This window comes from Stenotrophomonas sp. JAG2, from assembly GCF_041080745.1.
GTDB classification, from domain to species: Bacteria; Pseudomonadota; Gammaproteobacteria; order Xanthomonadales; family Xanthomonadaceae; genus Stenotrophomonas; species Stenotrophomonas maltophilia_AA.
The window spans coordinates 51,970-76,520 of sequence record NZ_JBEUMH010000015.1; the positions used below are offsets into that span (position 1 = coordinate 51,970).

Here is a 24,551-nt window from a genome sequence, read left to right on the forward strand (position 1 = left end):
CGCCGGGACGCATCCGGGCGCATCCATTAGAATCGAGGCATGTCCGATAACGCTTCCACCGCCACCCGGCCGTCCCTGCGCAACCCGCGCCACTGGCCGACCTTCGCCTTCATGCTGTTCGCCTTCGCGATCGCCCGCCTGCCGTGGATGCTGCAGCGCGCGCTCGGCCGGGGTGTCGGCACGGTCGCCTACCGGCTGGCCAGCAGCCGCCGGCGCGCCGCCGAGGTCAATCTGAAGCTGTGCTTCCCGGAGAAGGACGACGCCTGGCGCCAGCGCCTGCTGCGCGACTCCTTCGACGCCCTGGGCGTCGGCATCTTCGAGTTCGCGCGGGCCTGGTGGGGCAGCATCGACAGCATCCGCCCGCAGGTGCAGATCGAAGGGCTGGAGCACCTGCACCGCATGCAGGCCGAGGGCCGCGGCGTCCTGCTGGTGTCCGGCCACTTCATGACGCTGGAGATGTGTGGCCGCCTGCTGTGCGACCACGTCGAGCTGTCCGGCATGTACCGCAAGCACCGCAACCCGGTGTACGAGTGGGCGGTGAAGTTCGGCCGTCTGCGCTACGCCAAGGCGATGTACGCCAACGAGGACATCCGCGCGACGGTGCGGCACCTCAAGAAGGGCGGCTTCCTCTGGTATGCGCCGGACCAGGACATGCGCGGCAAGGACACCGTGTTCGTGCCGTTCTTCGGCCACACCGCTTCGACCATCACGGCCACGCACCAGCTGGCCCGGATGACCGGCTGTGCGGTGATCCCGTATTTCCACCGTCGCGAAGGCGGGAAGTATTTCCTGAAGATCGGCGCACCGCTGGAGAATTTCCCCAGCGAGGATGTCGAGGCCGACACCGCGCGCGTCAACCAGGCCATCGAAGCGATGGTGCGCGAGGCGCCTGACCAGTACCTGTGGATCCACCGCCGGTTCAAGCGCCAGCCCGGTGGGCGGAGCGATTACTACCGGTAAAGGCACTCCATGGGTGGCTCTACGCTTTCGCACGAGAGTGCGTTGGCCGGGGCGTGGAGCCCATCGGTGGATGGCGCGCATGTGCGTCGGTATGTCCCCATACCCGGGCCACAAGCAGCCACGCATGGCGTGGCTCTACCCGTCGTCGCGTGCCAACAGACTGCCCGCGTACAGCGCGGCCAGCAGCAGCGTGAGGCCGCCCCAGAAGGTGGAGTAGAACGCCAGATGGGTGTTGAGCGGGAATACGGTCACCGCTAGCGCCAGCATCGCCGGGCGCGCACGTTCGCGGGCCTCGGGCGGTGCGAAGCGCCACGCGCGCCAGGCCTGGGCCACGGCCGCCAACCACAGCAGCAGGCCGAGGATGCCGGTTTCGGAGAGGATCTCGAGCAGGATCTGGTGCGCATGCAATGCCGGTCCCGCGCCCCAGACTTCCTGCGCGGCCGGGTCCGGGTTGCAGCCCGGGTAGGCATCGCGGAACCCACGCGCGCCGACACCGTTGATCGGGTGCGCCTCGATCATGCAGGTGGCCGCCGACCAGATCTGCGCGCGACCAGACAAGGCCTGGTTGACGCCATCGCTCTCGCCTTCCCAGGCCATGGCAGTGCGCGCCACGCGGTCCCCGACCTGCGGCACGCTCACGGTGAGCACGACCGCCGCCACCGCACCGACGGCGAGGCAGGCCAACAGCCCGCGTACGCCGATCAGGCGCCAACCGGAGAACACCAGCACCAGCGCATAGGTCAGCCACGCCGCGCGTGAGCCGGCCAATACCAGCACCACACCGACCGCGGCCGCCACCAGCGACCAGCCGAGGATGCCGGCGCGGCGTGAGGCGGCGAACAGCAGGAACGGCGACAGACTGGCCAGCACCTGGCCGAACTTGAGATTGCACGGGCCGAGGACGCCGCTGAGGCGATCCACCAACGCCATCTCTTCGGGCGCGCACAGGCCGTGCCCGCTGAACGCCCACTTGAGCTGGTCCATCGACCAGAACAAGGGGCTGGTGCCGACGATTGCCTGGGCGAGCGCATCCACTGTCCACAGCCCGGTGATCAGCGCCAGGCCGCCCAGTGTCAGCGCGCGTCGCTGTGGCGTCGCCACGGCAATCGCGACCAGCCACATGAAGGGCAGATAGCGCAGGCCGGCGGCGGCTTTGCGCCATGCGGTGCCGGGATCGATCGCATCGAAGGCGGAAAATGCCTGCGGCAGCCAGTAGCCCAGGAACAGGATGCTGGTCAGTGCCCACGCAGGGCTGCTGAGCAGACGCTGTTTCCCCTGCAGGCGCAGCTGCACCATGCGTACCGCCGCGTACAGCGCGCCAAGCACGAGCACGCCCTCGGCGATGCCGGGCAGCGGCCACAACGCGACAAACGCAATCACCCACCACGGGGCCCAGCGGCCCGCGCGGGAGCCTGGCGAACCCGGTGCGAGGGTGGGCTCAGCCGATGAGGGAGGTATAGAGCTGGAGCGTGTCACGCTGCATTGCCTGCAAGGTAAACGGGATCCGCGTCGGCAGTGAGGGCGGCTGCAGCAGCAACTGCTGCGCGCGCGCCAGCAGTGCATCGGCGTCGCCCAAGGGTACCGCGCCGGAGGGTTGCAGCTGAGTCAACAACTCGCCGACGCCGCCATGGTTCCAGCCCAGCACCGGGCGGCCCACCGACAGCGCTTCGACCACGGTGCGGCCGAACGCTTCGGCCTTGTCCGAGAGCTGCAGCACCAGATCGCTGGCCGCATAGGCCTGCGCGATGCGCGAGGTCGGCGCGGTCATCAGCACCGCATCGAACACGCCAAGGGTGCGCGCCTGCGCTTCCAGCTCGGCCACATAGGATTCGCGGCCCGGCTCGCGCGTGCCGGGCATCCACAGCTTGGCCGGCACACCGGCAGCGTGCAGCCCGGCGAGCAGCGTCAGCGCGTGGCGATGCCCCTTCAGGCGGGTGCCACGGCCAGGCAACAACAGCAACGGTGCGTCGCCGGCCAGCGCGGGATGCTGCTCGGCCACGGCCAGGCGCGCACGCCGATCCTGCCGACCCACGCGCGGGAACTGTGCGACATCGACACCGCGCGGTATCACCTGCAGGCGCTCGGCCGGAACGCTGGGGTAATGCGTCTGCACGAACTCACGCACGCTGTTGGACACGCAGATCACGCGCTCGCCACTGGTCATCACCGCACTGTAGCGGCCGGGCGAGTTGAGCCCGTGCACGGTGGTGACCCAGTGCGGGCGGGTGGCGACCGGCAGGTTGCGCACGGCATACAGCCCCAGCCAGGCCGGCAGCCGCGAACGCGCATGCACGATGTCCGCGCCCACCTCGTTGAACAGATTGCGCAGGGTCAGCACGTGACGCAGCGTCAGCAGCGATTTGCGGCCGATGTCCAGGGTCAGGTGTTCGGCGCCACTGGCGAGCAGGGGCTCGACCAGGCGCCCACCGGCGGACACGACAATGGCCCGGTGGCCGGCGGCAACCAGGGCGGAGGCGATCTCAAGGGTGGAGCGTTCGACCCCGCCGGAGTGCAGCGCCGGCAGCAGCTGCACCACGGTCAGTCGGCGCACAGTGTGGTCCGCAGATCAGTCGGCGAGCACGAACACGGCGCCGCAGTACGGGCACGCGGCCTCGCAGTTCGGCTCGTCTTCGATCGGCAGGTACACGCGCGGGTGCGAGTTCCACAGCGCCATTTCCGGCGTCGGGCAGCTCAGCGGCAGGTCGCTGCGGTGCACGGTGTAACGCTTCTCGGCATTGGCGGGCGCGGTGGCGGTATGGCTCATGGCGTGGACACACAAAGGGGGTTGCGAGACCGCCGATTCTAGCATCTGGCGGCCGGGGAAGGCCGCCGGACGCGGCATGCCACGGTGCAGGACCGGACGCAGCGTCGACACGGACCACCGCTGTTTTTAAATCGATCCAAATGCATTGTCAACAATTCGATATGAAACGAATTTGCCGGATTTAGATCGAACTAATTGCACTTGTCAGGGCCAGTTGTCGTGATGCAGGATCAGTCGGGTACCGATCATCGACCCGATCGCCTGCCCGACCCCCACCGGACATGCATCGCCTCTTTCCTGCCGTCTGCCGATGGCTGGGGCGACGCCGTCCGCCGTGGCCATCGATGCGGGTCCTGCCTGCCGCCTGCCCTTCCCGGGAGACCCTTGCATGACCCTGTCCGACCTGCGCCCCGCCCGCCGCGCCCTTCCCCTCGCCCTGGCGCTGGCCTGCGCATCGATCGCCCTGCCGGCCGCCGCGCAGGGCCTGCAGACCTCCTTCGAGCCGGGCCAACCGGCTCCGGCCGCCAGCGACGGCGCGCTGCAGGTGCGGATCGGCAATGGCCCCACCTCCCCCTACGCCGCCAAGCCCGGCGTCGGTTACAGCGGGCTGCACGCGCTGCACTACGCCAGCGCCGGTGGCGCGGCGCGGCGCGCGCTGTTCCAGACCGACCTGACCATCGACGCCGATACCACCCTCTCCTGGCTGGTGCTGCCCGAGATCGTCGGCAAGGACACCGTGGCCTCCACCTACGTCTCGCTCGACCTGGTGCTCGATGACGGCACCCGCGTCTCGGCCAGTGCCGCGCGCGACCACCACGGCGTTGCGCTGGGTGCGCGGGCACAGGGCGACTCGAAGACGCTGTACCCGCAGCAATGGGCACGCAAAGCCGTCCGTCTGGGCGATGTCCCGGCCCTGCGCGGTCGCCGCGTGGTCGCGCTGGAGCTGGAGGTCGCCAGCGCCGACGGCGCACCGGTGGCCGGCTGGATCGACGATGTCCGCCTGGAAGCGCAGCCGCGCAGCACGCCACAGCGGCCCTCGGACTGGGTGCTGACCACCCGCGGCACGCAGGCCAACGGTACCTTCTCGCGCGGCAACAACTTCCCGGCCACGGCCGTGCCGCACGGCTTCAATTTCTGGACGCCGGTGACCGATGCCGGCTCGCTGACCTGGCTGTACCGCTGGAATGAACAGAACGATGCCGCCAACCGCCCTCGCCTGCAGGCGCTGGCGCTGAGCCACCAGCCCAGTCCGTGGATGGGCGACCGCCAGACCTTCCAGGTGATGCCGTCGGCGAGCCGGGGCGTGCCCGAGGCCGGCCGCAGCAAACGCGCCCTCACGTTTTCCCGCGACAACGAGCACGCCCGCCCGTACCGCTATGACGTGCGCTTCGACAACGGCATCGCCGCCGCGATCGCACCGACCGACCACGCCGCGATCTTCCGCTTCGAGTTCCCCGAAGGCGGTGATGCCAACCTGCTGTTCGACAACGTCGACGCGCGCGGCGGGCTGACCCTCGATGCGGCGACGCAGACGCTCTCCGGCTACACCGACACGCGCAGCGGCCTGTCCACCGGCGCCACCCGCATGTACGTGGTGGCCAGCTTCGACCGCCCGTGGCGCAGCAGCGGGACGGTGAAGACCGGCCGCCCGACCGGCTACATCAAGTTCGACGCCGGCACCGACCGCCGCGTCGCCATGCGCATCGCCACCTCGCTGATCTCGGTCGAGCAGGCCCGCCACAACCTCGCGCTGGAACTGGCCGCCGCCGACGATGTGGATCGCGTGGCGGCGCGCGCCCAGGATGCCTGGGACCAGCGTCTGGCCCGCTTCGACGTGGGCGATGCCACCGACGACCAGAAAACCACCCTGTACTCCAACCTGTACCGCCTCTACCTCTACCCCAACTCCGGGCACGAGAACGCCGGTACCGCGGCCGCGCCGGACTGGCGCTACGCCAGCCAGGCCAGCGCCTCGGATGAGAACACCGATGGCAGCGCCACGCGCAGCTTCGCGCCGGTGCGCGATGGCAAGGTCTACGTCAACAACGGCTTCTGGGATACCTTCCGCACCACCTGGCCGGCCTACGCACTGTTCACCAGGGACGATGCCGGCGCACTGGTGCAGGGCTTCCTGGAGCAGTACCGCGCCGGCGGCTGGGTGGCCCGCTGGTCTTCGCCCGGCTATGCCGACCTGATGGTGGGCACCAGTTCGGACGTGGCCTTCGCCGATGCGTGGTTGAAGGGCATCGGCGGCTTCGACGCGCAGGAGGCCTATGCGGCCGCGCTGAAGAACGCGACCGTGGTCCCGCCCGATCGCCATGTCGGGCGCAAGGGCATGGACCGCTCCACGTTCCGCGGCTACGCCACCGCCGATGTGCATGAAGGCATGTCGTGGACGATGGAAGGCGCGCTCAACGATTTCGGCGTGGCCAACATGGCCGAGGCGCTGGCCAAACAGGCCGATACACCGGCCGCGCGCGAGCGCTATGCGACCGAGGCGGATTACTTCCGTCACCGCGCCGGCACCTATGCCACGCTGTTCGATCCCGCCGCCGGTTTCTTCCAGGGCCGCAAGCCGGATGGCAGCTGGCGGTTGGCGGCCAAGGACTACGACCCGCGCGTGTGGGGCCATGACTACACCGAATCGAACGGCTGGACGTTCGCTTTCACCGCCGCGCACGACGGCGAAGGCCTGGCGGCGCTGTACGGCGGCCGCGATCAGCTGGCGGCCAAGCTGGACACGTTCTTCGCCACGCCGGAAACCGCCGATGCCGCGTTCTCCGGCTCCTACGGCGGCACCATCCATGAAATGACCGAAGCACGCGATGTGCGCATGGGCATGTACGCGCACAGCAACCAGCCGGCGCACCACATCCCGTGGATGTACCTGTATGCCGGGCAGCCGTGGAAGACCCAGCAGCATGTGCGCGAGATCCTGTCGCGCCTGTACCTGGGCAGCGAGATCGGCCAGGGCTACCCCGGCGATGAGGATAACGGCGAGACCTCGGCGTGGTATCTGTTCGCCTCGCTGGGTATCTACCCGCTGCGCATGGGCGCGCCGGAGTACGTGATCGGTTCGCCGCTGTTCCGCCACGCCCGCGTCGAGCTGCAGGGCGGCGCGGTGTTGACCGTGAACGCACCGGAGAACTCGGACCGCAACATCTACGTGCAGTCGCTGAAGGTCAACGGTACGCCGTGGACCAGGACCTGGCTGCCGCACGACCTGCTCGCCAAGGGCGCCACGCTGGACTTCGTCATGGGCCCGGAACCCTCGCGTTGGGGCACCGGTCCCGACGATGCGCCGCGCTCGCTCACCGCGCGCGGCCAGCAGCCGGCCCTGCTGCATGATCTGCTGGGCAGCGGGGCCACCGCCCAGCTCGGCGATGGTCGCGCGGCGGAGGCACTGATCGATGACGATGCCGCCACGGCACTGCCGTTGGGCGGCTCGAGCACGATCACCTTCAGCAACGTCGCCGCGGGCACGCCGTCGATGTACACGCTGACCAGCGGCAATGGCCCCATCCGTGGCGGTGAATGGACCCTGGAGGCGCGCACCGCCGGTGGCCGCTGGATGCAGGTCGACCAGCGCCGCGGCGAGGCGTTCGCGTGGGCGATGCAGACCCGCCCGTTCCGCATCGCCCAGCCGGGACGCTACGCCGAGTACCGGCTGCGCATCGGTGCACCGGGGCGCCTGCAACTGGCGGAAGTCGAGCTGCTCGCGCCGGTGCCGGCACGATGAGGACCGCCCTGCCGATCACCCGTGGCCTGCTGGCCGCCCTGCTCGTCACCGCCGGGGTCGCCGATGTGCATGCGTTCGAAACCACGCAGACCCGCGACGGCGTGATCCTGCACTACCGCGACGCCAGCGATGCGCTGGCTGCGCCGGTGCGCGAGCGCATCATCGAGACCTTCTTCGGCGCGTATCTGCGCGAACGTGCCGACTTCCATCCGGCCGCGCCGACGCAGGTCGGCATCGTCATCGATCCGGCGTACGACGGCATCGCCTTTGTCGGTGAGAAGGCGCAGGCGGCGACGATCACGATCAACCCGGCCTGGTTGCACACGCACCCGGGCGACATCGATCTGGTCACCCACGAGGCGATGCACATCGTGCAGGGCTACCCGGAATACGCCAATGCGCGCGTGCCGGGTTGGCTGGTCGAAGGCATCGCCGATTACGCCCGCGACCGCTACGGCAAGGACAACGCCGGGGCGGGATGGGCGCTGCCGACGCAGGTCAAGCCGGACCAGAACTTCGATACCGGCTATCGGGTGACCGGTGCGTTCCTGGCCTGGAGCGAGGCGCAGCATCCCGGGCTGGTGAAGGCGCTTGATGGCGCCCTGCGCGAGGGGCGCTATACGCCGGCGCTGTGGGAAACGCTCAGCGGCGTGTCGTTGCCGGCGTTGTGGGAACAGTACGTGCGGGCACGCTGATTGCAGGTGGTGGGCCGGCATCCGGGAGGAGCCGGCCAGCGGCCGGCACTACCGGTGCCATCGGGGCGATGGCAGGTACCGGCCGTGGGTCGGTACGGTCTTCAGCGCGCGTCCACCAACCCCGCGTAGAGCGCGAACAGCTGTTGGAAATACCGCTTGGTTCGTCGATGGCGCATGACACCGTTCCCGTGGCTGACCGTGGAGGATCTGGTCGGGCCCAGGGTGGCGACGCTCCCACCGGAGCGCCACCACGGCCGGGCCGCGTGGGGGTATTGGGCGCTTGGGAGGTTGCAGGAGGGTGACGGCTGCGCGGCGCGCGTGTGGCAGATGCAGGTGCCACAACGGCCGCACGGCAAAGGCAAAAAAGGGACCGTCGCGTCGGCTCCTTTCACTGAGGCCTGCCGACCAACGGTCGGCAGCTACCCGTTTCGCTGCGCGAAACGAGAACGCGCCCCGAAGGGCGCGTTCTGGCAACTGAGAGGGGGAAAGAACGCCTTACGCGTTCTTCTCCGCCTCCAGTTGCTTGCGGATCTGCGCATCCACGGCCGCGATGGCGGTCATGTTGAGCACGCGGCGCGAGGTCGCGCTGGTGGTCAGGATGTGCACCGGCTTGGCCACGCCCATCAGGATCGGACCGATCGCCACGCCGTCGGTGAACACGCGCACCAGGTTGTAGGCGATGTTGGCCGCTTCCAGGTTGGGCAGCACGAACAGGTTGGCGCGGCCCTTGAGCGTGCTGTTGGGCAGCAGCTTCTGGCGCAGGGCTTCATCCCATGCGGTATCGCCCTGCATCTCGCCATCCACGTTCAAGCGCGGGTTGCGCTTGAGCAGCATCTCGCGGACCGCCCGCATCTTCAGCGCGTCCTTGGAGTCGTGGCTGCCGAAGTTGGAGTGCGACAGCAGCGCCACCTTCGGTTCGATGCCGAACAGCTTCATGCGGTACGCCGCCTGCAGCGTGGCTTCGGTGATCTGCTCGGCGGTCGGATCTTCCTGCACGTGGGTATCCACGAAGAAGAACACGCCCTGCTGGTTGATCACGCCGGTCATCGCCGAGGTGGAGGTCACCTTGGCTTCCAGCGGCAGCACGCTGCGCACGTAGCCGAGCTTCTTGTGGAAGCGGCCGACCACGCCGGTCAGCATGGCGTCGGCTTCGCCGCGCGCCACCATCACCGCCGCGATCAGCGTCGGGCGCGAGCGCATCAGGTTCTTGGCGGCGGCCACGGTCACGCCGCGACGGCCGGTGAGGTTGTGGTAGTACTGCCAGTACTCGTTGAAGCGCGGGTCGTCGTTGATGTTGGTGATGTCGAAGTCGACACCGGCCTTCATGCGCAGGCCCAGGCGCTCGACACGCGATTCGATCACGTCCGGGCGGCCGATCAGGATCGGCTGCGCCAGGCCCTCGTCGACCACGTTCTGCACCGCGCGCAGCACCACTTCTTCCTCGCCTTCGGCGTACACCACGCGCTGCTTGTCCGAACGCGCGCGATCGTAGACCGGCTTCATCATCAGGCTGGTGCGGTAGACGAACTGGGCCAGCTTCTCGCGGTACGCGCCCATGTCGGCGACCGGACGGGTGGCCACGCCGGAATCCATCGCGGCCTGCGCCACGGCGGCCGACAGCTCCACCAGCAGGCGGCGGTCGAACGGACGCGGAATCAGGTAATCACGGCCGAAGCTCGGGGTCTCATCGCCATAGGCCGAGCCCAGGTCGCTGGCCTCGCGGCGCGCCATCGCGGCGATCGCGTGCACGCAGGCGATCTTCATTTCTTCGTTGATCGCGGTCGCGCCGACGTCCAGCGCACCACGGAACAGGTACGGGAAGCACAGCACGTTGTTGATCTGGTTCGGGTAGTCCGAACGACCGGTACCGATCAGCGCGTCCGGGCGGACCGAACGGGCCACTTCCGGCATGATCTCCGGCGTCGGGTTGGCCAGCGCGAAGATCACCGGATCCTTGGCCATGGTCTTGACCATGTCCGCGGTCAGGATGCCCGGGGCCGACAGGCCCAGGAAGATGTCCGCACCATCGACGATCTCGGCCAGCGTGCGCTTGTCGGTATCACGCGCGTAACGCGCCTTCTCCGGGTCCAGGTCGGTGCGGCCGGTGTGGATCACGCCGTCGCGGTCGAAGGCGAGGATGTTCTCTTTCTTCAGGCCCAGCGAGACCAGCATGTTGACGCAGGAAATACCCGCCGCGCCCATGCCGGTGGTGGCAAGCTTCACGTCTTCGATGTTCTTGCCGGTGACCAGCATGGCGTTGAGCACGGCCGCGCCGACGATGATCGCGGTGCCGTGCTGGTCGTCATGGAACACCGGGATGTTCATCCGCTCGCGCAGCTTGCGCTCCACGATGAAGCATTCCGGCGCCTTGATGTCTTCCAGGTTGATGCCACCGAAGGTCGGCTCCAGCGAGGCGATGATGTCGACCAGCTTGTCCGGGTCGTTCTCATCGATCTCGATGTCGAACACATCGATGCCGGCGAACTTCTGGAACAGCACGCCCTTGCCTTCCATCACCGGCTTGCCGGCCAGCGGGCCGATGTTGCCCAGGCCCAGCACGGCGGTGCCGTTGGAGATCACGGCGACCAGGTTGCCGCGGGCGGTCAGTTCACTGGCCTGTTGCGGGTCGGCCATGATCGCCTCGCAGGCGTGTGCGACGCCCGGGGAGTACGCCAACGACAGATCGCGCTGGGTCAACATCGGCTTGGTCGCGGTGACCTTGATCTTGCCGGGCGGCGAGAGCCGGTGATAGTCGAGGGCTGCCTGTTTGAAATCTTCGTTGGACATCGCTTTCTGCAGATGAATGGGCGAGAGGAACAGGGGATCATACCCCCGTTGGCGTGGACGGACCTGTCGCTACGCTGTCGCGGTCATGCTGCAACCGCACATAATCCAGCACCGCGCACCAGGCCTTCAAAACAAAACATGGCCGTCCCGCCCCGGCAGGAACGGCACGACCATGCACCACACAATCAGGCCATCGGGCTCAGTGCGCCGGGGCCGGCAGGCTCGACGGCAGCTCGTCGACCACCAGTGGCGGCAGCTCGGCTTCGCGGCCGTCCAGCACCATCGCCAGGCGGTCGCGATCCAGCGCGTTTTCCCAGCGCGAGACCACCACGGTGGCCACGGCATTGCCGATGAAGTTGGTCAGCGAGCGGCATTCGCTCATGAAGCGGTCCACGCCCAGGATCAGTGCCATGCCGGCCACCGGCACTTCCGGCACCACGGCCAGGGTCGCGGCCAGGGTGATGAAGCCGGCCCCGGTGACGCCGGCGGCGCCCTTGGAGCTGAGCATCGCCACCAGCAGCAGGGCGATCTGGTGGCCCAGCGTCAGCTCGGTATTGGTCGCCTGGGCGATGAACAGCGCCGCCAGGGTCATGTAGATGTTGGTGCCATCCAGGTTGAACGAGTAGCCGGTCGGGACCACCAGGCCCACTACGGACTTGCTGCAGCCGGCCTTTTCCATCTTCTCCATCAGCGAGGGCAGCGCCGATTCGGAGGACGAGGTGCCCAGCACCAGCAGCAGCTCGGCCTTGAGGTAGCGGGCCAGCTTGAACACCGAGAACCCGCACAGGCGGCAGACCACGCCCAGGATCACCGCCACGAACAGGAAGGCGGTCAGGTAGAACGAGCCGACCAGCCAGGCCAGGTTGACCAGCGAGCCCACTCCGTACTTGCCGATGGTGAAGGCGATCGCGCCGAACGCACCGATCGGGGCGGCCTTCATCAGGAGGTGGACCAGGCGGAACACCGGCGCGGTCAGCGCCTCCAGGAAGGTCAGCACCGGGCGGCCCTTCTCGCCGGTCAGGGCCAGCGCGATGCCGAACAGCACCGCCACGAACAGCACCTGCAGGATGTTGCCCTCGACGAATGCACTGACCAGGGTGGCCGGGATGATGTCCATCGCGAAGCCGACCAGGGTCAGCTCATGCGATTTCTGCACGTAGCCGTTGACCGCGGTCTGGTCCAGGTCGGCCGGGTTGATGTTCATGCCCGCGCCCGGCTGCACCACGTGCGCCACCACCATGCCGACCACCAGGGCCAGCGTGGAGAAGAACAGGAAGTAGGCCATCGACTTGGCGAACACCCGGCCCACGGTGCGCAGGTGGGTCATGCCGGCGATGCCGGTGACGATGGTCAGGAAGATCACCGGGGCGATGATCATCTTCACCAGCTTGATGAAGGCGTCGCCGAGCGGCTTGAGCGATTCGGCGAAGGCCGGCTCGTAATGGCCGAGGATGGCACCGAGGACGATCGCCACCACCACCTGGAAATACAGTTGGCGGTAGAACGGCAGCGGCTTGGCCGCCAGCGGGGCGGTGGTGGGAACGTGCATGGGAAGCTCCGGCAGTGTCACGATGGATGCCGGCCGCGCTGGGCGGCATCTGGCGTGGCCTTTTTACGCCCGCATCTCGCCAACGCAGATAACCTATTGGTACTAGCCCCCCGGTTCAGCTGGCCGGACTGCCTACACTGGCCCGGCACCGCGCCCCCACGGCGGCGGGTGGCCCAGCGGCGGATCAGGGGGCGACAGCCCCTCAGATTTGCCGTCCGCGGCCGTTGTTGTTCTGCCCCACCCTTATCTAGCAGCTACCGCCCATGCGCCCTACGCCCCTGTTCATCGCCCTGGCCCTGACCACCGCCCCGCTCGCCGCCACCGCGGCCGACTGGGACAACTGGCCGACCAAGACCACCTTCAGTGACGGTACCGAGCTGGCAGCGACTGCCAACATCGCCTACGACCTCAACGACTTCTCCGGCAACAGCGGCATCGAAGACGCCGACGCCGTGCGCCGCAAGGAATTCGGCGCCACCCTGAAGAAGAAGGGCGTGTACGACGCCATGGTCTATTACGACTTCCAGGCAGACACCTGGCTGGACGTGTTCGTCCGCTTCGAAAGCAAGGCCTTCTTCGGCAGCGATATCGGCCGCTTCCGCTTCGGCTACATGAAGACCCCGGTCGGCCTGGACGCGGGCACCTCCTCGCGCGCCGGCAGCTTCCTGGAGACCGCCCTGCCCGTGCAGGCGTTCTACGAAGGCCGCCGCACCGGTGCCGAATGGGTGTTGGAGCGTCCGCAGTACCTGCTGCAGGCCGGCGCCTATGGCGGCAAGGACCTGCAGGGCGACAACCCCGGCACCACCCAGGCCGTGCGTGCCGTGTGGACCCCGGTCAAGGCCGCAGGCGACGTGATCCACCTGGGCCTGGCCTATTCGCAGGAAAACCCGCGCGGATACCGCGATGGCCGGGATGTCTCGCACCCGGCCAGCGCCCGCCTGCGCGCACGCCCGGAAGCCGGCCTGACCGACATCCGCCTGGTCGACTCCGGTGCGCTGACCACCGCCGACAAGATCGTGCGCACCGGCCTGGAAGGCATCTGGATCCGCGGCCCGTTCTCGCTGCAGGGCGAAGCGCTGCAGACCACGGTCAGCCGTGACGGCAAGCCGGATTACACCGGCAACGGCCAGTACGCGATGGCCAGCTGGATCCTCACCGGGGAATCGCGCCCGTACAACGCCGGCGCCGTGGCCAACGTCAAGCCGGCCCACGACTACGGTGCGGTCGAACTGGTCACCCGCTACAGCCGCATCGATCTGGATGACGCCGATGTGTTCGGCGGCCGCCAGCACGATTGGACCCTCGGCGCCAACTGGTACCTGACCTCGCACTTCAAGTTCCAGGCGAACTACGTCAAGGTCGATGCCAGCCGTCGTGGCGTGCGCAGCCAGCCGGAAATCTTCGAACTGCGCGCGCAGATGCACTTCTGAGCCCTGCGCCGCCGACCGTAACCGGCGCGGCGGGCGTGCACACCACGCCCGCCGCGCGATCGTAGACTGCCGCCCATGTATTGGCTCGGCCGCCACCGCACCCTGCTGTTGACCCTGCTGGTGATGATCGGCGGCACCGTGCTGTGCGCGGCCGCGGCCGGCCACTACGCCTGGCGCCGCGCGCTGGCCACCGAGAGCGGCCAGGTGCAGCGCCAGCTGGAGCTGTACGCCCAGGGCCTGCAGCAGCGCGTCGACCGCTTCGGCACGCTGCCGCAGGTGCTGGCGCTGGACCCGGACCTGCGTGGGGCGCTGCAGCGGCGCCCCGATGCCGCCGCCCGCCAGCGGCTGAACCTGAAACTGCAGCGCGCCAACCAGGTCACCCGCGCCTCCACCCTGACCCTGGTCGGGCGTGACGGCGTGGCCGTGGCCGCCAGCAACTGGGACCAGGCCAGCAGCAACGTCGGCGAGGACTACAGCTACCGTCCCTACTACCGCCAGGCGCTGGCCACCGGCCACGCCCGGTTCTACGGCATCGGCATGACCACCGGCGTGCCCGGCTACTACCTGTCGCAGGCGATCGAGGAAGACGGCGCGCGCATCGGCGTGGTGGTGATCAAGATCGAACTGGCCGCGCTGGAGCAGGAATGGCTGACCAGCCCGGACGTGGTGCTGGCCAGCGACGAGCACGATGTGGTGTTCCTGGCCAACCGCGACGCCTGGCGCTACCGGCTGCTGCGGCCGCTGGGCGCCGCCGAACGCAGCGAGATGCTCGACAGCCGCCAGTACGCCGACCGCTCACTGCAACCGCTGCGGGTACGCACCGGCAGCGTGCTCGACGATGGCGGCCGCATGGTCCACCTGCTCGATCCGGTGCTGCCGGGCGAGATGCTCTGGCAGACCCTGGCGCTGCCCGAGGAGCAGTGGAACCTGCACCTGCTGCACGATGCCGGCGCTGCCACCAGCGCCGGGCGCAGTGCCGCCATCGGAGGCGGTGCGGCATGGCTGGCACTGGGCTTCCTGGTGTTGTTCATCCAGCAGCGGCGGCGCCTGGCCGCCCATCGCCAGCGCAGCCGGCGCGAGCTGGAAAGCGTGCTCAAACAGCATGCACAGGAGCTGCGTACCGCGCAGGACGGCGTGCTGCAGGCCGCCCAGCAGGCCGACAGCGGTCTCAGCCGCAGCCTGGCGCACCTGCCGCAGGGCGTGGTGGTGATCGACAACGAACAGAAGCTGGTGGCGTGGAACGCGCGCTATCTGGAGCTGTTCCGGTTTCCGTCCGGCCTGATCCAGGTCGGGCGACCGATCGAGGAGATTTTCCGCTTCAACGCGCGCCGTGGCCTGCTCGGGCCCGGGCCGATCGAAGAAGCGATCGAGCGTCGCCTCAACCATCTGCGCAGCGGCCGCCCGCACATGCGCGAGAGCGAGAAGGACGACGGCACCGTGCTGGAAATACGCGGCAATCCCCTGCCCGACGGCGGCTTCGTGACCAGCTACGCAGACATCACCAGCTACAAGAACACCGCGCGCGAGCTGCGCTCGCTGGCCGATGCCCTGGAGCATCGCGTGGCCGAGCGCACCCGCGATCTGGACGAAGCACGGCGCGAGGCCGAGCGCGCCAACCGCTACAAATCACGGTTCGTGGCCTCGGCGGTGCACGACCTGCTGCAGCCGCTCAATGCGGCGCGCATGTTCGTCTCGGTGCTGCGCGGCAAGCTGGGCGGCGATGCGCGGGAGTTGAGCGAGCATGTCGATGCCGCGCTGGCCGCGCAGGATTCCATCCTCAACAGCCTGCTGGACATCTCGCGGCTGGAGTCCGGCACGTTGCAGACCCACGTGCATGCATTCGCACTGTCGCCGCTGCTGGAAACGCTGGCGCGCGAATTCGGCATTGCCGCCGAAGGCCGTGGTCTGCAGCTGGACTGGGTGGACACCCACGCGGTGGTGGTGAGCGACGAAGCCCTGCTGCGCCGCATCCTGCAGAACTTCCTCTCCAATGCGCTGCGATATACCCCGCGCGGGCGCGTGCTCATTGGCTGCCGGCGCGTGGGCGATCAGCTGCGCATCGAAGTGCACGACCAGGGCCCGGGCATTCCCGAGAGCCTGCAGGGCGAGATCTTCGAAGAGTTCCGCCGCCTGGATGACGGCGTGGACCAGGAGCGCGGCGCCGGGCTGGGCCTGGCGATTGTCGAGCGCATCGGCCGCCTGCTGGGGCACCGCATCCACCTGCGTTCCACTCTGGGCCGCGGCAGCGTGTTCGCGGTGGACGTACCGCTGGGCGCCGCCGCCGACGTACCCCTGCCCGCCGCCGCCCCGGTGCCGAACGCCGAGCCGGGCGACGACAGCCCCCTGCGCGGCTGCCGGGTATGGAGCATCGACGACGACCCGCGCGTATGTGCGGCTACCCGCGCGCTGCTGGAACGCTGGGGCTGCGTGGTGGAGCTGGCCGATGGCCCGCAGCCGGCGCTGGAGATCGCCTCGGCCTTCAACACGCCGCAGTTGCTGCTGCTGGACGTGCGCATGGGCCAGTGGCATGGCCCGGACCTGTACGAAGCGCTGTGCACGCTGTGGCAGGCACGCCCACCGGTGATCCTGGTCACCGCCGAGCGCGACGATGCGTTGAAGGCGCAGGCGATGGAGAATGGCTGGGGCTTCCTGTCCAAGCCGGTACGCCCACCGGCGTTGCGGGCGTTGATGACACAGCTGCTGGTGCGGCATCGCAGCTGACGTTGTGCCTCTACAGCCCCGCGCCGGCATCCCCTTCCGGCTCCAGCGCTTTCACCAGCACTGCCGCCTGGGTGCGGCTGTGGCACTCGAGCTTCTTCAGGATCGCGGTGACGTGCACCTTGACCGTGTTTTCGGCCAGGCCCAGCTCGTAGGCGATCTGCTTGTTGAGCAGGCCGTCGGCCAGGCTCAGCAGCACACGGAACTGCTGCGGGGTGAGCTGGGCCAGACGCGCGGCCAGCAGGGCATCGGATTCAGAACGTTCCGCAGCCATTGCCGGGAACCACACGCCGCCGTCGAGCACGGCGGCCACGGCCTGGCCGATGGTCTCGGCGGGCGCCGATTTGGGGATGAAGCCGGCGGCGCCGAACTGCTGCGCGCGGCGGATCACGCGCGGGTGGTCGTTGGACGAGACGATCACGACCGGGATGTCCGGGTGCGCTCCGCGCACATGCAGCAGCGAGGAGAACCCGCGTGCGCCGGGCATGGTCAGGTCCAGCAGGACCAGCTCGATCTCCGGGTGCTGGCCCAGTGCGCTTTCCAGCGTCGCGGCGCTGGCCACTTCGATTACATTGACCTGCGGCAACGCCTGGCGCAGCGAATGCACGACAGCGGCACGCAGCAGGGGATGGTCGTCGGCGACCAGAACGGTGATGTCACTCATGACGTCGATTGTAATGAGGTTGACCGCCAGCGGCCGTCACTGCCGCTTCCTGACGGCGCAGATGGAATGCGCGGGCAGCAGGAGCGGTGAGGCCGCCAGCGGCCTCACCGCTCCTGCTGCATGCTGCCGCGCCACGCCTCCAGGAACTGGCGGCGCTTGAGGCCGTCCAGGTACACCAGCAGGCCCGGGCCGAGCTGGATCGGGCGGTAGCTGCGTTCCGGCGACGCGCCACGGCGCTGGCCCGCGGCCGGCAGGATCGGCATCAGCCGCGCCTCGCGGGAGAGCACCTGCTGCCCGCGCGGTGACAGCAGATAGTCGAGGAAGCGGCGGGCTTCTTCCGGATGCCGGCCACCACGCGGAATCACCGCGGTACGCAGCATCACCAGCGTGTAGTCCTCCGGCTCGATGATGCCCAGCGGCGCACCCGCATCGATGCGGGCCTGCGCATAGGAGCCGAGCACGTTGTAGACCAGCGAGAGCTGGCCGCTGCTGACCTTGTCGAGCAGCACCCCGGTGCGCTCCTCCAGCTGCACCCGGTTGTCGCCCAGCGCCCCGAGCAGGGCGCCGGCCATGCTGCCGCGTTGGCCGTCCTGGGTCGCCAGCAGATAGCCGACGCTGCTGCGCTGCGCGTCATAGGTCCCCACCCGGCCGAGCAGCGGCGCATCCGGCGCGCGCAGCAGGTCCAGCAGCTGCCGGCGCGTATGCGGCACCCGGGCCGCCGGCAGCGTGCGGGTGTTGTAGACCATCGCCACCGGCTCGTAGCTGATCCCGAATGCTTCGTGCCGCCACTGTGCCCAGCCGGGCAGCGCATCGGTCTGCGCCGAGCGGTGCGCCAGCGCATGGCCGTCGTTGACCAGCTTGGTCTGCAGGTCCATGCCGCTGCTGATCAGCATGTCCGGCGCGGACGGGCCACTGCGGTCGCGCAGGTAGCGCGCATACATTTCCTGCGCGATCACATCTTCGTAGACGATCTCCGTGCCGGGGTGCAGCCGCTGGTAATCGGCGATCACCGTGGCGAAGACTTCGATGTCGGTCGAGCCGTGGATGCGCAGCTGCGCGGTGGGCGCGCCCTGCGCCGGGAAGCGCTGCACATCGCCCGGATCAGCGAAGACCGTGGTGGTGAACAGCAACATCAACAGGCCATGCCAGCGTTTCATGCGTGCCTCCTCGGCAGCCGGATGGTGGCGACCAGCCCGCCACCGACACGGTTGGCCAGATCGATGTGGCCGCCATGACTGTCGACCACGCGCTTGACGATCGCCAGGCCCAGTCCGGCGCCGCCGGCCGCCGCGCCTTCGCCACGCGCGAAGCGCTCGAAGACGCGTTCGGCGTCGGCCGGTGCGATGCCCGGGCCGTGGTCGGCGATGGTCAGCACGCAGTGGCTGTCATCGGTGGTCAGCGCCAGCTGCAGTACGCCGTCGCCGCCGTATTTGAGCGCATTGTCAATCAGGTTCTTGATCGCTTCGCGCAGCAGCAGTGCATCGCCGTTGACCCACGCCGGATCGCTGGTCACCGCCAGCTGCACGCGAGGTGCGGGCAATGCCTGCGGCAAGGCCTCGTGCAGGGCCTGGTGCACGATCTCGGCCAGGTCGACCAGGGCGAAACGCTGCAGGTTGGCGCGATGGATCACGCTGGCATCGCTGAGCAGCTGGTTGAGAAGGCGGCTCATGTGGGTGGCATTGCGCTCGATCGCCTGCAGGCTGCGGCGCATGTCCTCCGGATCTTCATCGTCCAGCGCCAGCTGGGCCTGCGCACGCAGTGCCGCCAAGGGGGTGCGCATCTGGTGCGCGGCCTCGGCCATGAAGGCACGCAGGGTTTCATTGCTGCTCGAAAGCCGGCCCATGAAGTGGTTGAGCGCGCCGACCATCTGGTCCATCTCCTGCGGCGTGGCGGCATCCAGTGGCCGCAGGTCGGACGGCTCGCGCCTGGACAGCTCGCGTTCGACCCGCACCAGCGGCCGCAGCGCACGGTGCACGCCGACCGCGACCAGCGCCAGCGACAACAGCGAGAGCACCACGATCGCGACCAGCGCGCGGGTCACCATGTCCTGCGCCAGCGCCTCGCGCGCCCGTCGCGTCTGCCCCACCTGCACGCGCACTTCGGCCTGTGCGGACGGTGAGGAGACCCGGCGCGACACCACCACGAAACGCACGGTCTCCCCGCTGTAGGGCGCATCGAACAACTGCGGGCGATCGGTCGGCGCGCGCGGCGGCGCGGGCAGATCGCCGTAGCCGGTCACGGTCTGGTTGCGTGCATCGGAGACGCGATAGAACACGCGGTCCTCCGGCGCCATCGCCAGCAGGTCCAGCGAGGCGTACGGCAGATCGACCTGCCACTGCCCATCCACCAGCGCCACCGAATCAATGATCGACAGTGCCGAGGACACCAGCAGGTGATCGTAGGAACGGTTGGCGGCGCGCTGGCCGTAGTCGCGCGCACCGAAGAACAACGCCACGGCGAACAGCGCCATCAGGCCACCCAGGTACAGCCACAGCGTGCGCCGGACCGAGGTCGGCGCGCGGGCCTCAGTCGCCATCGGCGCCGCCATCGGGCGTGGCGTCATGTGCTTCAAGCAGGTAGCCGCTGCCACGCACAGTGACGATCCGCAGCGGCGCGTCTGCCAGCTTGCGGCGCAGGCGGCCGACATAGAGCTCGATCGCGTTGGGCCCGGCCTCGTCATCGAAGCCGAACAGGCCATTGCCGATCTCGTCCTTGCCGACCACCTGCCCCAGCCGCCCCATCAGGATTTCCAGCAGGCGGTACTCACGGTTGGGCAGCTCGATCGGCTGGCCGTCCAGGCTGACCCGGTGCGCGGCGTTGTCGAACTGGAACCCACCGATCTGCACCACCTCGCTGGCCTGGCCCCGGGTGCGCCGCAGCAGCACGCGGCAGCGCGCTTCGAATTCGCGGAAATCGAATGGTTTTCCCAGGTAATCGTCCGCGCCGACATCCAGCGCCTGCACGCGGTCCTCGATCCCGTCGCGCGCGGTCAGCATCAGCACCGGGGTGCTGTCACCGCGCTCGCGCATGCCGGCCAGCACGCGCAGCCCATCCAGTTTGGGCAGGCCGATATCGAGCACGACCAGATCGAAGCTCTGGTAACGCAGCACGCTTGCCGCGGCCAGCCCGTCGCTCTGCCAGTCCACGGCGTGGCCGCTGCGGCGCATGCGACGGACGATCGCGTCGGCCAGGTCCGGGTTGTCTTCCACCAGCAGGATGCGCATCGGTCGGGATCGGGAAAGGTGCGGGAATGCTAGCGCGTGCGGCCGCATCCGTGCGTTTCGCTGCGGCGCAGCAATGGCTGACAGGTGGATGACAGCATCCCGGCACTAGGCTGCGCCATCGCGTCACCCCCGAACATCCGGTACCTGGGAGGGTCCATGGAACTGAAAGCCTTGCGCTGGTGCATGCCTGCCGCCTGCACCCTGTTGTTGGCCACGCCGGCCTGGGCCGCCGACGACCGCGATGACGACCGCCCGGTCACGGCCAGCCTCGGCGGCCGCCTGCACCTGGACTTCGCCGATTTCCACAACGACAGCCGCGGCATCCCGAACAAGGACGACACCGAGATCCGCCGCGCGTGGCTTGACGTGTCCGGCAAGTTCTTTGCCGTCGACTACAAGCTGGAAGCGGATTTCTCCGGCGACCGTGTCGAAGCCAAGGATGTCTTCGTCAGCCGCAGCTTCGGCGAGGCCGGCAAGCTGACCGTGGGCCAGTTCAAGCAGTTCTTCTCGCTGGATGACCGCACCAGTTCCAACTACGGCACCTTCCTGGAGCGCGGCAATGCCGGCACCACGCTGGCGCCGCTGTATCGCCTCGGGGCCTCCTGGCAGGCCGCACGCGGCGACATGACCTGGGCCGCCAGCGCCTACAGCCTGGAAAGCATCGATGCGTGGCAGGTCAAGGGCCGTGCCGCCGGTGGCCGCGCGACCTGGGCGCCCGGCGCCACCGCCGGCGACGTACTGCACCTGGGCGTGTCGCTGGCGCATGAGCGCTACGACAACCCGGGCGCCGATGGCGTGCCCGGGCTGAAGATCCGCCCGCGCCCGGCCGGTCACCTCTCCGACAACAGCCGCCTGACCCTGGTGGACTTCTCGGCCGGCCGCGATACCGACGTCAACAAGTGGTCGCTGGAGTACGCCCAGGTCCGCGGGCCACTGTCGTGGCAGGGCGAATTCAGCGGCGCTACCTTCGACGACGGCAGCCAGCGCGGCAAGGTGCTGGCCGGCTACGGCCTGGTCAGCTGGTTCGTCACCGGGGAATCGCGCGTGTACGACCGCAAGACCGGGCGCTTCGGCCGGGTCAAGGATTTCCAGCACACCGCCGGCGCGTTCGAACTGGCACTGCGCTATGACCAGATGCGCGGCGACCAGCACCTGATCGGCCAGCCCGATCTGCGCGATGGCCAGACCGAGGCATGGACGCTGGGCGGCAACTGGTACATGCGCCCGAACCTGCGCTTCATGCTCAACCTGATCGAAAGCCGCAACCGCGACCGCCTGGCCGACGCCACCGTGGATCGCACCCGCGCGGTGACCGGCCGCCTGCAGTACGACTTCTGATCCCCTCTTTCCGCCCCGTTGCTTCTGGAGAATGCAGATGATGCTGAGCATCCTCGGCTTTGGCATGGTCATTACATTCATGTACTTGATCATGAGCAAGCGGCTCTCGCCGCTGGTCGCCCTCATCACCATTCCGATCCTGTTCGCGCTGATCGGCGGCTTCGCGGCCGGCATCGACGACATGATGCTGGAAGGCATCAAGAAGATCGCGCCGACCGGCGTGATGCTGATGTTCGCCATCCTGTACTTCGGGGTGATGATCGATGCCGGGCTGTTCGATCCGCTGGTACGGATCATCCTGCGCTTCGTCAAGGGCGACCCGATGAAGATCGTGCTCGGCACCGCCATCCTGGCGATGCTGATCTCGCTCGACGGCGACGGCTCGACCACCTACATGATCACCGTGTCGGCGATGCTGCCGTTGTATCAGCGCCTGGGCATGAACGCGTTGAACATGACCTGCGTGACCATCCTCGCCGGCGGCGTGATGAACCTGACCCCGTGGGGCGGCCCGACCGCCCGCGCCGCCACCGCACTGCATGTGGACCCGGCCGACGTGTTCGTGCCGCTGATCCCCTCGATGGTGATCGCCTGTGCCGGCGTGCTGGTGCTGGCCTGGTACCTGGGCATGAAGGAGCGCCGTCGCCTGGGCGTGGTGACCCTGCCGCAGGGCGGCAGCTGGATGGACAACAGCGTCTCCGATGACGGCAACACGCTGCCGACCGTGGAAGATGCCGAGGACACCAAGCGTCCGAAGCTGCTGTGGGTGAACCTCGGCCTGACCATCGCGCTGATGACCGCACTGATCCTGGGCGTGCTGCCGATGCCGGTGCTGTTCATGGTCGGCTTCGCGATCGCCCTGGTGATCAACTACCCGAACCTGGCCGAACAGCGCCGTCGCGTGGTCAACCATGCCGGCAACGTGCTGTCGGTGGTGTCGCTGATCTTCGCGGCCGGCATCTTCACCGGCATCCTCAACAACACCGGCATGGTGGAGGCGATGTCGCACAGCTTCCTGGCGATCATCCCGGACAGCTGGGGCCCGTACCTGGCGGTGATCACCGCGCTGGCCTCGATGCCGTTCACCTTCTTCATGTCCAACGATGCCTTCTACTTCGGCGTGCTGCCGATCCTGTCCGAGGCCGCCGGCAACTACGGCATCACCCCGGTGGAAATGGCGCGCGCCTCGCTGGCCGGCCAGCCGGTGCATCTGCTCAGCCCGCTGGTGCCCTCGACCTATCTGCTGGTCGGTCTGGCCAAGGTGGAATTCGCCGACCACCAGAAGTTCACCCTGAAGTGGGCCATCGCCATCTCGCTGTTGCTGATGTTCGGTGGGCTGCTGTTCGGCCTGTACCCGCTTGCGTCCTGATCCGTCTCCCAAGGAGCGTTCCGCCATGACTCTTCGCATCGCCTACGTCACCAGCGCCATGGGCAGTGTCGGCACTGCCATCTGCCAGAAGCTGGCCCGCAACGGCCATACCGTGGTCGCCGGCTGCGCCCCGAATTCGCCGCGCAAGGCCGCCTGGCTGCGCGAGCAGCGCGAGCTCGGCTTTGATTTCATCGCATCGGAAGGCAACGCGGCGGACTGGTCCTCGACGGTGGCCGCCTTCGCCAAGGTGAAGGCCGAGGTCGGCGAGATCGACGTGCTGGTCAACAACGCCGGCGGCAGCCGCGATGTGTTGTTCCGGCAGATGAGTCCGGACGACTGGAACGCGGTGATGGGCTCGAATCTGCATGCGCTGTTCAACATCACCAAGCAGGTGATCGACGGGATGAGCACGCGCGGCTGGGGCCGGATCGTGAACATCGGTTCGGTCAGTGCGCACAAGGGCCAGATCGGCCAGGTGAACTTCGCGACGGCGAAGGCGGCGATGCACGGGTTCAGCCGGGCGTTGGCCAATGAGGTGGCGACGCGGGGCGTGACGGTCAATACGATTTCGCCGGGGTATATCGCGAGTCAGTCGATCAGCAGTTTTCCGCCGGATGTGCTGGATCGCCTGGCGGGGTCGGTGCCGATCCGTCGTCTGGGCAAGCCGGAGGAGGTGGCGAGTCTGTGTGCGTGGTTGGCGTCGGACGATGCGGCGTATGTGACGGGTGCGGATTATGCGGTGAATGGTGGTCTGCACATGTTCTGATGTTTTTGCGCATCCCGTTTGATGCGTGACCTCCCCCACGGGGTGAGCCGCGATGCTGGTTGGCGTCGCGGCTTTTTTTTTGGAGCTTTTTAAAGCTGGTGGGCAGGCTCGCGTCGTGCTGGGTAGCCACGGGTGGGTTGGCGGGACCCGCTGCAAGTACGTCCATGTAAGCTCATGTGTTGCCATCCATGGCAACACATGGTCCCGCCAACCCACCCGTGCCCACCCTTTGACAGGGGGCTGGTGCGCAACGAAAGAGCAGGCTCTTGGTGACGCCGTTGCTCTGGCGTGCTTGTTTGCCGGTTGGCTTCGCTTGCTTTGACTTGCCTGCTTGCCTCGCCTGCGATGGCGAGCCTTGCTTGCTTCGCCAGGCTCGCTTGGCGTGCGTGGCTTGCTCGGCTTAGAGCGTTCAGCCCACCACGGATCCGCTCCGCTCGGCACCGGCTCTTCATCTCCATGGCCACCAGCCAACTGTCGGAGGCGTGGGGTGTGTGGGTTGGCGGGACCGTTGTGCCGCATGGATGCGGCTCACGAGCCCCCATGGATGG

The 24,551-nt window shown here is 68.2% G+C and carries 17 protein-coding genes; 8 read left to right on the forward strand and 9 right to left on the reverse strand.

Translation table 11 applies throughout. From position 1 onward, the window contains the following. Nucleotides 1-39: 39 nt before the first annotated feature. Nucleotides 40-960 carry an LpxL/LpxP family Kdo(2)-lipid IV(A) lauroyl/palmitoleoyl acyltransferase gene (locus AB9O74_RS16700; protein WP_346478890.1) on the forward strand — a complete coding sequence of 307 codons (921 nt, stop codon included), beginning with the start codon at nt 40-42 and terminating at the stop codon, nt 958-960. A 135-nt stretch (nt 961-1,095) separates the two neighbouring features. On the opposite strand, the gene AB9O74_RS16705 is transcribed toward AB9O74_RS16700, so the two are convergent. The 3 genes from AB9O74_RS16705 to AB9O74_RS16715 are packed head-to-tail and all read right to left on the reverse strand — an operon-like array spanning nt 1,096 to nt 3,724. Next, nucleotides 1,096-2,418: an O-antigen ligase family protein gene (locus AB9O74_RS16705; protein WP_369349974.1), complete on the reverse strand. Its 1,323-nt coding sequence runs from the start codon at nt 2,416-2,418 to the stop codon at nt 1,096-1,098. Further along, nucleotides 2,399-3,511: a glycosyltransferase gene (locus AB9O74_RS16710; RefSeq protein ID WP_369349964.1), complete on the reverse strand. Its 1,113-nt coding sequence runs from the start codon at nt 3,509-3,511 to the stop codon at nt 2,399-2,401. The genes AB9O74_RS16705 and AB9O74_RS16710 overlap by 20 nt, the downstream gene beginning before the upstream one ends. Before the next feature lie 15 nt (nt 3,512-3,526). After that, nucleotides 3,527-3,724 (reverse strand): zinc-finger domain-containing protein, encoded by a 198-nt coding sequence (locus tag AB9O74_RS16715; RefSeq protein ID WP_019183790.1) that lies wholly within the window; start codon nt 3,722-3,724, stop codon nt 3,527-3,529. 388 nt (nt 3,725-4,112) lie between these two features. Here AB9O74_RS16715 and AB9O74_RS16720 point away from each other — a divergent pair, with 388 nt between their 5' ends. Then, nucleotides 4,113-7,463, forward strand: coding sequence for a GH92 family glycosyl hydrolase (locus AB9O74_RS16720; protein ID WP_369349965.1), 3,351 nt, complete (start codon nt 4,113-4,115; stop codon nt 7,461-7,463). Next, nucleotides 7,460-8,158, forward strand: coding sequence for a basic secretory protein-like protein (locus AB9O74_RS16725; protein WP_369349966.1), 699 nt, complete (start codon nt 7,460-7,462; stop codon nt 8,156-8,158). Before AB9O74_RS16720 ends, AB9O74_RS16725 begins: the two co-directional genes overlap by 4 nt. Nucleotides 8,159-8,653: 495 nt before the next feature. Here AB9O74_RS16725 and AB9O74_RS16730 read toward each other — a convergent pair whose 3' ends face one another. Continuing rightward, nucleotides 8,654-10,945 (reverse strand): NADP-dependent malic enzyme, encoded by a 2,292-nt coding sequence (locus AB9O74_RS16730; RefSeq protein WP_369349967.1) that lies wholly within the window; start codon nt 10,943-10,945, stop codon nt 8,654-8,656. A 199-nt stretch (nt 10,946-11,144) separates the two neighbouring features. Next, nucleotides 11,145-12,494: a dicarboxylate/amino acid:cation symporter gene (locus tag AB9O74_RS16735; RefSeq protein ID WP_176988252.1), complete on the reverse strand. Its 1,350-nt coding sequence runs from the start codon at nt 12,492-12,494 to the stop codon at nt 11,145-11,147. Between the two features lie 263 nt (nt 12,495-12,757). On the opposite strand from AB9O74_RS16735, the gene AB9O74_RS16740 reads away from it, so the two are divergent. Next, the gene (locus AB9O74_RS16740) at nt 12,758-13,924 is read left to right on the forward strand and encodes an OprO/OprP family phosphate-selective porin (RefSeq protein ID WP_176988251.1); all 1,167 of its coding nucleotides are present in this window, start codon (nt 12,758-12,760) and stop codon (nt 13,922-13,924) included. Between the two features lie 75 nt (nt 13,925-13,999). Then, nucleotides 14,000-16,645 carry a PAS-domain containing protein gene (locus AB9O74_RS16745; protein ID WP_369349968.1) on the forward strand — a complete coding sequence of 882 codons (2,646 nt, stop codon included), beginning with the start codon at nt 14,000-14,002 and terminating at the stop codon, nt 16,643-16,645. A gap of 10 nt (nt 16,646-16,655) precedes the next feature. Here the strand turns inward: AB9O74_RS16745 and AB9O74_RS16750 are convergent, their stop codons facing one another. The 4 genes from AB9O74_RS16750 to AB9O74_RS16765 all read right to left on the reverse strand — a co-directional run bounded on the left by AB9O74_RS16750 (nt 16,656) and on the right by AB9O74_RS16765 (nt 20,530). After that, the gene (locus AB9O74_RS16750) at nt 16,656-17,306 is read right to left on the reverse strand and encodes a LuxR C-terminal-related transcriptional regulator (protein WP_369349969.1); all 651 of its coding nucleotides are present in this window, start codon (nt 17,304-17,306) and stop codon (nt 16,656-16,658) included. A gap of 104 nt (nt 17,307-17,410) precedes the next feature. Next, complete coding sequence (locus tag AB9O74_RS16755) at nt 17,411-18,463, reverse strand: ABC transporter substrate-binding protein (RefSeq protein WP_369349970.1); 1,053 nt, start codon at nt 18,461-18,463, stop codon at nt 17,411-17,413. Beyond that, nucleotides 18,460-19,842 carry a sensor histidine kinase N-terminal domain-containing protein gene (locus AB9O74_RS16760; protein ID WP_369349971.1) on the reverse strand — a complete coding sequence of 461 codons (1,383 nt, stop codon included), beginning with the start codon at nt 19,840-19,842 and terminating at the stop codon, nt 18,460-18,462. Before AB9O74_RS16760 ends, AB9O74_RS16755 begins: the two co-directional genes overlap by 4 nt. Beyond that, entirely contained in the window at nt 19,832-20,530 is a 699-nt protein-coding gene (locus AB9O74_RS16765; RefSeq protein WP_346478880.1) for a response regulator transcription factor, read from the reverse strand. The genes AB9O74_RS16760 and AB9O74_RS16765 overlap by 11 nt, the downstream gene beginning before the upstream one ends. 156 nt (nt 20,531-20,686) lie before the next feature. Here AB9O74_RS16765 and AB9O74_RS16770 point away from each other — a divergent pair, with 156 nt between their 5' ends. From AB9O74_RS16770 to phbB, 3 genes are read left to right on the forward strand one after another with little or no spacing between them, the layout of a single operon-like run. Further along, nucleotides 20,687-21,868, forward strand: coding sequence for an OprO/OprP family phosphate-selective porin (locus AB9O74_RS16770; RefSeq protein ID WP_369349972.1), 1,182 nt, complete (start codon nt 20,687-20,689; stop codon nt 21,866-21,868). Nucleotides 21,869-21,908: 40 nt separating this feature from the next. Next, nucleotides 21,909-23,237, forward strand: coding sequence for a CitMHS family transporter (locus AB9O74_RS16775; protein WP_176988487.1), 1,329 nt, complete (start codon nt 21,909-21,911; stop codon nt 23,235-23,237). A gap of 25 nt (nt 23,238-23,262) precedes the next feature. Further along, the gene (phbB, locus tag AB9O74_RS16780; protein ID WP_088432597.1) at nt 23,263-24,003 is read left to right on the forward strand and encodes an acetoacetyl-CoA reductase; all 741 of its coding nucleotides are present in this window, start codon (nt 23,263-23,265) and stop codon (nt 24,001-24,003) included. Nucleotides 24,004-24,551: the final 548 nt, after the last annotated feature.

Coding starts and splice junctions, on each gene's coding strand:
- AB9O74_RS16700 (WP_346478890.1), top strand. CDS start 40: ATGTCCGATAACGCTTCCACCGCCACCCGGCCGTCCCTGCGCAACCCG.
- AB9O74_RS16715 (WP_019183790.1), bottom strand. CDS start 3,724: ATGAGCCATACCGCCACCGCGCCCGCCAATGCCGAGAAGCGTTACACC.
- AB9O74_RS16720 (WP_369349965.1), top strand. CDS start 4,113: ATGACCCTGTCCGACCTGCGCCCCGCCCGCCGCGCCCTTCCCCTCGCC.
- AB9O74_RS16725 (WP_369349966.1), top strand. CDS start 7,460: ATGAGGACCGCCCTGCCGATCACCCGTGGCCTGCTGGCCGCCCTGCTC.
- AB9O74_RS16730 (WP_369349967.1), bottom strand. CDS start 10,945: ATGTCCAACGAAGATTTCAAACAGGCAGCCCTCGACTATCACCGGCTC.
- AB9O74_RS16735 (WP_176988252.1), bottom strand. CDS start 12,494: ATGCACGTTCCCACCACCGCCCCGCTGGCGGCCAAGCCGCTGCCGTTC.
- AB9O74_RS16740 (WP_176988251.1), top strand. CDS start 12,758: ATGCGCCCTACGCCCCTGTTCATCGCCCTGGCCCTGACCACCGCCCCG.
- AB9O74_RS16745 (WP_369349968.1), top strand. CDS start 14,000: ATGTATTGGCTCGGCCGCCACCGCACCCTGCTGTTGACCCTGCTGGTG.
- AB9O74_RS16750 (WP_369349969.1), bottom strand. CDS start 17,306: ATGAGTGACATCACCGTTCTGGTCGCCGACGACCATCCCCTGCTGCGT.
- AB9O74_RS16755 (WP_369349970.1), bottom strand. CDS start 18,463: ATGAAACGCTGGCATGGCCTGTTGATGTTGCTGTTCACCACCACGGTC.
- AB9O74_RS16760 (WP_369349971.1), bottom strand. CDS start 19,842: ATGGCGACTGAGGCCCGCGCGCCGACCTCGGTCCGGCGCACGCTGTGG.
- AB9O74_RS16765 (WP_346478880.1), bottom strand. CDS start 20,530: ATGCGCATCCTGCTGGTGGAAGACAACCCGGACCTGGCCGACGCGATC.
- AB9O74_RS16770 (WP_369349972.1), top strand. CDS start 20,687: ATGGAACTGAAAGCCTTGCGCTGGTGCATGCCTGCCGCCTGCACCCTG.
- AB9O74_RS16775 (WP_176988487.1), top strand. CDS start 21,909: ATGCTGAGCATCCTCGGCTTTGGCATGGTCATTACATTCATGTACTTG.
- phbB (WP_088432597.1), top strand. CDS start 23,263: ATGACTCTTCGCATCGCCTACGTCACCAGCGCCATGGGCAGTGTCGGC.